Source organism: Staphylococcus pasteuri (assembly GCF_003970495.1).
Lineage (GTDB): Bacteria > Bacillota > Bacilli > Staphylococcales > Staphylococcaceae > Staphylococcus > Staphylococcus pasteuri.
Genome location: NZ_RXWW01000068.1, coordinates 21252 through 28408 on the forward strand (window position 1 = coordinate 21252; position 7157 = coordinate 28408).

Consider the following 7157-nt stretch of genomic DNA (forward strand, 5'->3'; position numbering starts at 1 on the left):
TTATAGGTCATATTTTCTAACATGCTATGAAAGGAAATATGACCGATTTTTGCTATTTCTTTGAAAGTATTAGTAATATATTTTCAAAGGAGTGATCATATGAATTTAAATGATACAATGTTTTTATTTTTATGTACTTTATTAGTTTGGTTAATGACACCGGGATTAAGTTTATTTTACGGTGGTTTAGTACAATCTAAAAATGTATTAAATACAGTAATACAAAGTATGTCAGCTATTATTATTGTTACTTTCGCATGGGCAATAATAGAGTTTAGTTTAAGTTTTAGTAAAGGAAATAATTGGATTGGTGGTTTAGAATACTTCGGATTAAACCATGTTGGATTCGATATTTCAACTTCAATTGATGCACATATACCGTTATCGTTGTTTATGTTATTCCAAATGATGTTTTGTACCATTTCTGTATCTATATTATCGGGTTCAGTAGCTGAAAAAATGAAATTTATTCCATATCTTATATTTGTATTTATATGGGTGATTTTAGTATATAGTCCTGTAGCTCATTGGGTTTGGGGAAAAGGCTGGATTAGTCAATTAGGTGCTTTAGATTTTGCAGGAGGGACTGTTGTACATATTACCTCAGGCGTATCAGGTTTAGTATTAGGAATAATGATTGGCATTGGAAAGAAACAAGAAAAGCCAACACCTCATAATTTACTCATTACATTAATAGGCGGGATTTTAGTCTGGATTGGTTGGTATGGATTTAACGTGGGTAGTGCTTTTACATATGATAAAATTGCTGCCGTCGCATTTGTTAATACAGTTATAGCAGCAAGCGCAGGTGCATTTGGATGGTTACTGATTGAATATAAATTGAAAAAAACAACAAGTTTATTAGGATTATTATCTGGAAGTCTATCTGGTTTAGTTACAATAACACCAGCAGCAGGCTATGTTAGCTATTTAAGTAGTATGTTTATTGCGATGATAGGTGGCATTATTTGCTATATTGTAATTAATTATATTAAAGTCAAACTCAAATATAATGATGCATTAGATGCCTTTGGAATTCATGGTATAGGAGGTATTTTGGGTGCTATTTGTACAAGCATATTTCAATCACATCAAGTGAATGATTCAATCCAAAATGGATTTATTTATAGTGGAGACTTTAAAATTTTAGGTATACAAATATTATCCGTAATAACAGTGATTGCCTTCAGTGGCATCATGACGTTTTTAATAGCTAAAATAATCAGAATATTCACACCATTAGCGACGACACCTACTGAAGATCGAACAGGTTTAGATCAATTAGTACATGGAGAAAATGCTTATTTTTATGGAGAATTAAATAAATTTATCAGACACATTAAAAATTAGAAAAAGATTAACTTGATATTAAGTAGAAGTAAAAACACTTTCTATTTGGTTAGTAAGATATTGATTGGAACTCACTTACCATATTTAAATTAATAGAATAAATAGGTATTTAAAGCGATTACATATGTGATAAAATAGTACTAAGTTTTCCAAAATATGATAGGTGAGTAATTTATATGAAAAATATATCTGATATAGCGAAGTTAGCAGGCGTATCTAAAAGTACTGTTTCAAGATATTTAAATGATGGTTCTGTTAGTAAGAAAACACGACTAAAACTAAGTAAAATCATTAATGAGCACGATTATCAACCCAATCAATTTGCACAAAGTTTGAGAGCAACACAGACACATTTAATTGGAGCTATTATTCCAAGAATGAATTCATATGCTGTAGATGAAACCATTAAAGGTATCGTTTCGCAATGTCATCAACACCATTATCAATTATTACTGAACTATACTGGGTTACAGATTGAAGCGGAAATAGATGCTATAGAAACATTATCACGCAGTAAAGTAGATGCCATCATATTAATGGCAACTGATATTACGGAGAGTCATTTAGAAGTTATTGATAAAGCTGATGTACCTATCATTATAGTGGGACAAAATTATCCAGGCTTACATAGTATTACTCATGACGATTATCAAGCTGGTTTATCTGTAGGAAATTGGATTGGCCAAAGACAACCTCATCATGTGCACTTCTTTAGTGTCACTGAAAATGATATCGCTGTAGGTATTCACCGTAAAAATGGGTTATTAGATGGATTGGCAAGTCATCAAATCAAACCAAGTATTTTTGAAACGTCATTCAAATATGAAAATGCTTTAGAAGATGTACAACAATATTTGTCTCAAATAGATAAAGTTGACGTACTCGTTGGTGCTACAGATGCGATTGCATTAGCAATTCATAAATATAGCTTTAATTCTGAAAGAAATTGTAAACCTACTATCATTCATGGATTTGGTGGGGATCCGATGACTCAAATTGTTTCACCTTCAATTCGTACGATTCAATTTAATTATTTTGAAGCTGGTAAACGTGCAATGACTGAAGTAAGACAATTAATAAAAAATGAAAAAACTGAAGAATCAGTGGTTATTCCAGTGAAATTATAAATTTTATTTAATTCATATGGAACCGATACCAGTAAAAATGATAAAATATTAATGTCATTTAAAGTAAACGATATCGAATAAAACTAACAATTAATATTAATATATTTAGGGGGATATGAATGAAGGAATGGACTAGAGAAGAGCGTTATCAACGTATGGAAGATATTGATAGCGACAAGTTATTGGAATTAAAACAACAAACACAATTATCTCCATATAGACAAACTTATCATATTCAACCAGAGATGGGATTATTAAATGATCCAAATGGTTTAATATATTTTAATGGAAAATATTATATTTCTCACCAATGGTTTCCACTAGGTGCAGTTCACGGATTGAAGTATTGGTATAATTATACGAGTAAAGACTTAGTATACTTTCAGCCTGAAGGTGTTATATTAAGCCCAGATACAAAATATGATAGCCATGGTGTATATAGTGGTAGTGCCTTTGAATACCAAGGACATCTTTATTATATGTATACAGGTAATCATCGTGATCATGATTGGCAAAGACAAGCAACGCAAATGATAGCTAGACTTAAAGATGACGGTACTGTAGAAAAGTTTCCTAAACCAGTCATTAGCCATCAACCTGAAGGATATACAAGCCATTTTAGAGATCCTAAAGTATTTAGTCATAATGATAAATATTACGCAATTATAGGCGCACAGACAAATGACGAATTTGGTAAATTATTACTATATCAAACTACAGACATAGTGAATTGGCACTATCTCGGCGAAATCAAAACAAAATTAAATCAATTTGGATATATGTGGGAATGCCCAGATTATTTCGAGTTAGATGGACATGATGTCATAATGTTTTGTCCACAAGGCATTGAAAGTGAAGAAGATAAATATCAAAATATTTATCAATCAGGTTATTTAATTGGAGATTTAAACTTTGAAACACTTAACTTTGATCACGAAGCATTTTTAGAGTTAGATAAAGGCTTTGATTTTTATGCACCACAAACATTTTTAGATGAAAAAGGACAGCGTATTTTAATTGGTTGGATGGGATTACCAGATACTACATACCCAACAGACGATGAAGGTTGGGCACACTGTCTAACACTTCCTAGAGTATTAAATATTGAAAATGGTAAATTAAAACAACGTCCTATTAAAAGCTTAGAAAAGTTACGCTACAACAAAGAAACAGCTTTAGGATATGCTAATAAATTCACAACTAAATTACATCCATATGAAGGTAAGCAGTATGAATTGATTATAGATATTTTAGAAAATGATGCTTCAGAAATTTATTTCGAATTAAGAACATCTAAAAATCAATCAACTGTGATTTCATATAATAAGCAAATGAATACTTTAACGCTTGATCGTACCGAAAGTGGTTTGTTACCTGGTAATGTTGAGGGTACGACTCGTAGTACGAAGCTAGATTCATCACTATCACAATTACGTATTTACGTTGATACCTCAAGTATTGAGATTTTCTGTAATGATGGTGAACGTGTATTAACTTCAAGAATATTCCCAGATAATAACGCAACAGGCATTAAAACATCTACAGAATCAGGACAAGTATATTTACAATTTACTAAATATGATTTGAGAGGTGACAATCAATGAGACGTTTATTCGCAATAGGAGAAGCATTAATTGATTTTATGCCAACTGTGACAAATAAAGCATTAAAGGATGTTGAACAATTTTCACGTCAAGTTGGAGGGGCACCATGTAATGTTGCATGTACTGTACAAAAGCTTGGTGGACATGCAGAAATGATAACTCAATTAGGCAATGATGCGTTCGGTGATATTATCCTTGAAACAATTGATGACATTGGTGTAGGTACTCAATATATTGAGAGAACAAATGAGGCTAATACAGCACTTGCATTTGTAAGTTTAAAAGAAGATGGTCAAAGAGATTTCTCATTTTACCGTAAGCCATCCGCAGATATGTTATATGATGCAGATAATATCAATAAAATACAAGTTACTAAAGAAGATGTACTACATTTTTGTTCAGTAGATTTAGTAGAAAGCCCAATGAAAAAAGCGCATTTGGCATTAGTTGAAAAATTTGAACAGGAAGAAGGAACAATTATTTTTGATCCTAATGTAAGGCTGCCATTGTGGGATAATGAAGATGATTGCCGAAATGCAATCTTAGAGTTTATACCGAAAGCAGATATTATTAAAGTTTCAGACGAAGAAATTGAATTTATAACTGGCGAACAAAATGAGTCACAAGCAATTAACTCGTTATTTAAAGGAAATGTTAAAGCAGTTATCTATACGAAAGGGCCTAATGGTGCATCTATTTATTTAAAAGATGGAACTGAAAAACATCAAAATGGCGTGAAAGTTAAAGCAATTGATACGACTGGTGCAGGTGATGCATTTATTGGGGCTGTCATTAGTAAAATTTTAGATCAACAAGCAATTGATATTCCACAATTGTTTAAAAATTACGGTGACGAAATTTTAAAATTTAGTAATAATGTCGCTGCACAAGTAACAACAAAATATGGTGCTATTGAAAGTATTCCAACATTAGCTGATTTAGAAAATCAATTATAGAATATATACAAAAAACCATCCGTATAGTAATTATGGATGGTTTTATCATTTAATAAAATAGAAAAGGTGTACTAGATTTTTTTAACATTTCGAACAGATGCATAACAATGTTCTTTGTTTTTGAAATAGACAATACGTTCTTTTGAATCAATTGATTCTATGTTTCTTCGATTAACTACAAAACTATTGTGGCACCTAAAGAAGCGGTCATCTAATTGACTTAATTCTTTAAGATTACCATAAAATTCGATTTGTCTATTATCTAAATGGGCGATTAAACGATGTGATTTGCTAGATGATTCGAAAAACATAATATCGTCATATTGTACATACACTGAATTACTTCCACGTTTTAATTCGATTGTTTCAACATTACTTTCTTTTGATAATAACTTAAGTCTTGTGTGAGCGGTTTCTAAACAATCAATAATTCGTGTTTTCAGTTCTGCTGGGTCATCTTTAAATATGAAATCCATCGCTGCCACTTTATATACAAAGGTGAGGTATGTTAGTTCGCTATGACTTGTAACAAAGATAATATTGCCGACAGGATCATGTTTGCGAATTTCACTACCTAATTTAATACCATTAATATCTGCTTCGAGTTGGATATCTAAGAAATAACAACCGATATCATTCATTTCTTTTGATTGCTCAAGCACTTCATAAGGATCATCAGTTGCGAGAGCAAGCTCCATAGGTTTTTCCTCAATCATGATATAATTTTTAATAATTGAAGTCATATTCTCTCTTTGTTTTGGATCATCTTCGCAAATGAAAATTTTCATAGTTTCACATCCTTATGATTCTTTCTCTATAATTTCAATTTTTTGAACAAAAAAGCCATTTTCTATGACTGTATCTAGCAGTACATTTTCATTATTATCAGTAATTTCTTTTAAGGTTGATAAACCTAGTCCACGGTTTTTTCCTTTTGTTGAGAAACCTTCTTCAAATAACTCATGTACGCGTGGAATATCATCATCACATTTATTCATAATAATAAGTGTGACAGATTCTTCTTCTTTGAAAAAAGCGATACGTATTAATGAATCATCAAGCGGCTCAGAGGCCTCAATGGCATTGTCTAAAGTGATGCCAATAATTCGACTTAATTCTATTGTATTCATATCAATACGCTCTATATTATCTGGAACCTCGATACTGATCGCTATTTCTTTTTCTTGAGCCTGTAGAATTTTTGTTGTAATAAGACCTTTAATTTCACGAACTTTTAATTTTTCTATACCATTAAGTTTTAAAGAACGTGTTTGTAGGTTATCTTTCATCGGTACAATTTGTTCATTAAAATATTGACGCAAGCCTGGCATATCATCCTCACGAATAAATTCAGACATCGTAGAAAGAATATTAACATAATCATGTCTAAACTTACGCATTTCATTATTAATGGATTCTATCTTTAAAGTATATTCATAATACGTTTCAATTTCTTGAAGGTTACGTTTGTAACGCATTTCTCGTAGAGTGAACATGGATAGAATGAAAATAATAATACTTAAAAAGATGATTAATCCAACGAATACAATTGCATATAATCTTAAACTATTAGGTGCACTCATGTCAGTTTGTGAAATTATGTAAAAGAACACAAAAGAAAATGATAATACAACAGAAATAATAGTAATATATGTTTTATTTAACGAAAGATAAGATTCTTTAAGTTTTTTTAGCAAAGTTCTAATAAAATAAGCTAATAACAAAGCGATAGAATAAAATAAAATGAAATGAAATATAACTAATATTTGACTTTTTGGAAAAATATTAACCATTGTTAGATAAAAACTTACAGCCAAGAAATTACTTAGATACATAATCAAATTACTTATTAAGGTAATTATTAATGAAAATAATTTGATTTTATAATAATAGAAAACAAACATTGCAATTACTATAAATATAAGACCAAATTTGTTGAAATAATAGTACATAATAACTGAAGGGATTATAACCCCAATAATGGTTATATAATCCCTTAATTTAAATTTTATATTAATAATAATTTTAGCAACCCAAAAAAGTAATGCTACTTGTAATGCAGCTGTTGGTAGAAAATTTAGAGCATCCATACAATGCACACTTTCTAATATATTTTATTC

General features: G+C 30.5%; 6 protein-coding genes. 4 read left to right on the forward strand and 2 right to left on the reverse strand.

Features of this window, described 5'->3' with window-relative positions; all coding sequences use genetic code 11:
* Positions 1-99: 99 nt before the first annotated feature.
* The 4 genes from CD121_RS09995 to CD121_RS10010 all read left to right on the forward strand — a co-directional run bounded on the left by CD121_RS09995 (position 100) and on the right by CD121_RS10010 (position 5037).
* On the forward strand, positions 100-1350 hold the full coding sequence (locus CD121_RS09995) for an ammonium transporter (RefSeq protein ID WP_126568131.1): 1251 nt from the start codon (positions 100-102) through the stop codon (positions 1348-1350).
* A gap of 176 nt (positions 1351-1526) precedes the next feature.
* On the forward strand, positions 1527-2477 hold the full coding sequence (locus CD121_RS10000; protein WP_046467596.1) for a LacI family DNA-binding transcriptional regulator: 951 nt from the start codon (positions 1527-1529) through the stop codon (positions 2475-2477).
* Positions 2478-2596: 119 nt separating this feature from the next.
* Positions 2597-4081: a sucrose-6-phosphate hydrolase gene (locus tag CD121_RS10005; protein ID WP_126568134.1), complete on the forward strand. Its 1485-nt coding sequence runs from the start codon at positions 2597-2599 to the stop codon at positions 4079-4081.
* Positions 4078-5037, forward strand: a complete 960-nt coding sequence (locus tag CD121_RS10010; protein WP_126568137.1) for a carbohydrate kinase family protein — start codon at positions 4078-4080, stop codon at positions 5035-5037. The genes CD121_RS10005 and CD121_RS10010 overlap by 4 nt, the downstream gene beginning before the upstream one ends.
* Before the next feature lie 71 nt (positions 5038-5108).
* Here the strand turns inward: CD121_RS10010 and agrA are convergent, their stop codons facing one another.
* Both agrA and agrC read right to left on the reverse strand, forming a co-directional pair.
* Complete coding sequence (gene agrA, locus CD121_RS10015) at positions 5109-5825, reverse strand: quorum-sensing response regulator AgrA (protein WP_017638099.1); 717 nt, start codon at positions 5823-5825, stop codon at positions 5109-5111.
* Positions 5826-5837: 12 nt separating this feature from the next.
* A complete protein-coding gene (gene agrC / locus CD121_RS10020; RefSeq protein WP_029056064.1) occupies positions 5838-7127 on the reverse strand; it encodes a quorum-sensing sensor histidine kinase AgrC in 1290 nt (429 codons plus the stop codon).
* Positions 7128-7157 lie beyond the last annotated feature (30 nt).

Bases quoted from the DNA above. Each gene is read 5' to 3' on its own strand.
- agrC (WP_029056064.1), bottom strand. From the start codon at position 7,127: ATGGATGCTCTAAATTTTCTACCAACAGCTGCATTACAAGTAGCATTA.
- agrA (WP_017638099.1), bottom strand. From the start codon at position 5,825: ATGAAAATTTTCATTTGCGAAGATGATCCAAAACAAAGAGAGAATATG.
- CD121_RS10000 (WP_046467596.1), top strand. From the start codon at position 1,527: ATGAAAAATATATCTGATATAGCGAAGTTAGCAGGCGTATCTAAAAGT.
- CD121_RS10010 (WP_126568137.1), top strand. From the start codon at position 4,078: ATGAGACGTTTATTCGCAATAGGAGAAGCATTAATTGATTTTATGCCA.
- CD121_RS10005 (WP_126568134.1), top strand. From the start codon at position 2,597: ATGAAGGAATGGACTAGAGAAGAGCGTTATCAACGTATGGAAGATATT.
- CD121_RS09995 (WP_126568131.1), top strand. From the start codon at position 100: ATGAATTTAAATGATACAATGTTTTTATTTTTATGTACTTTATTAGTT.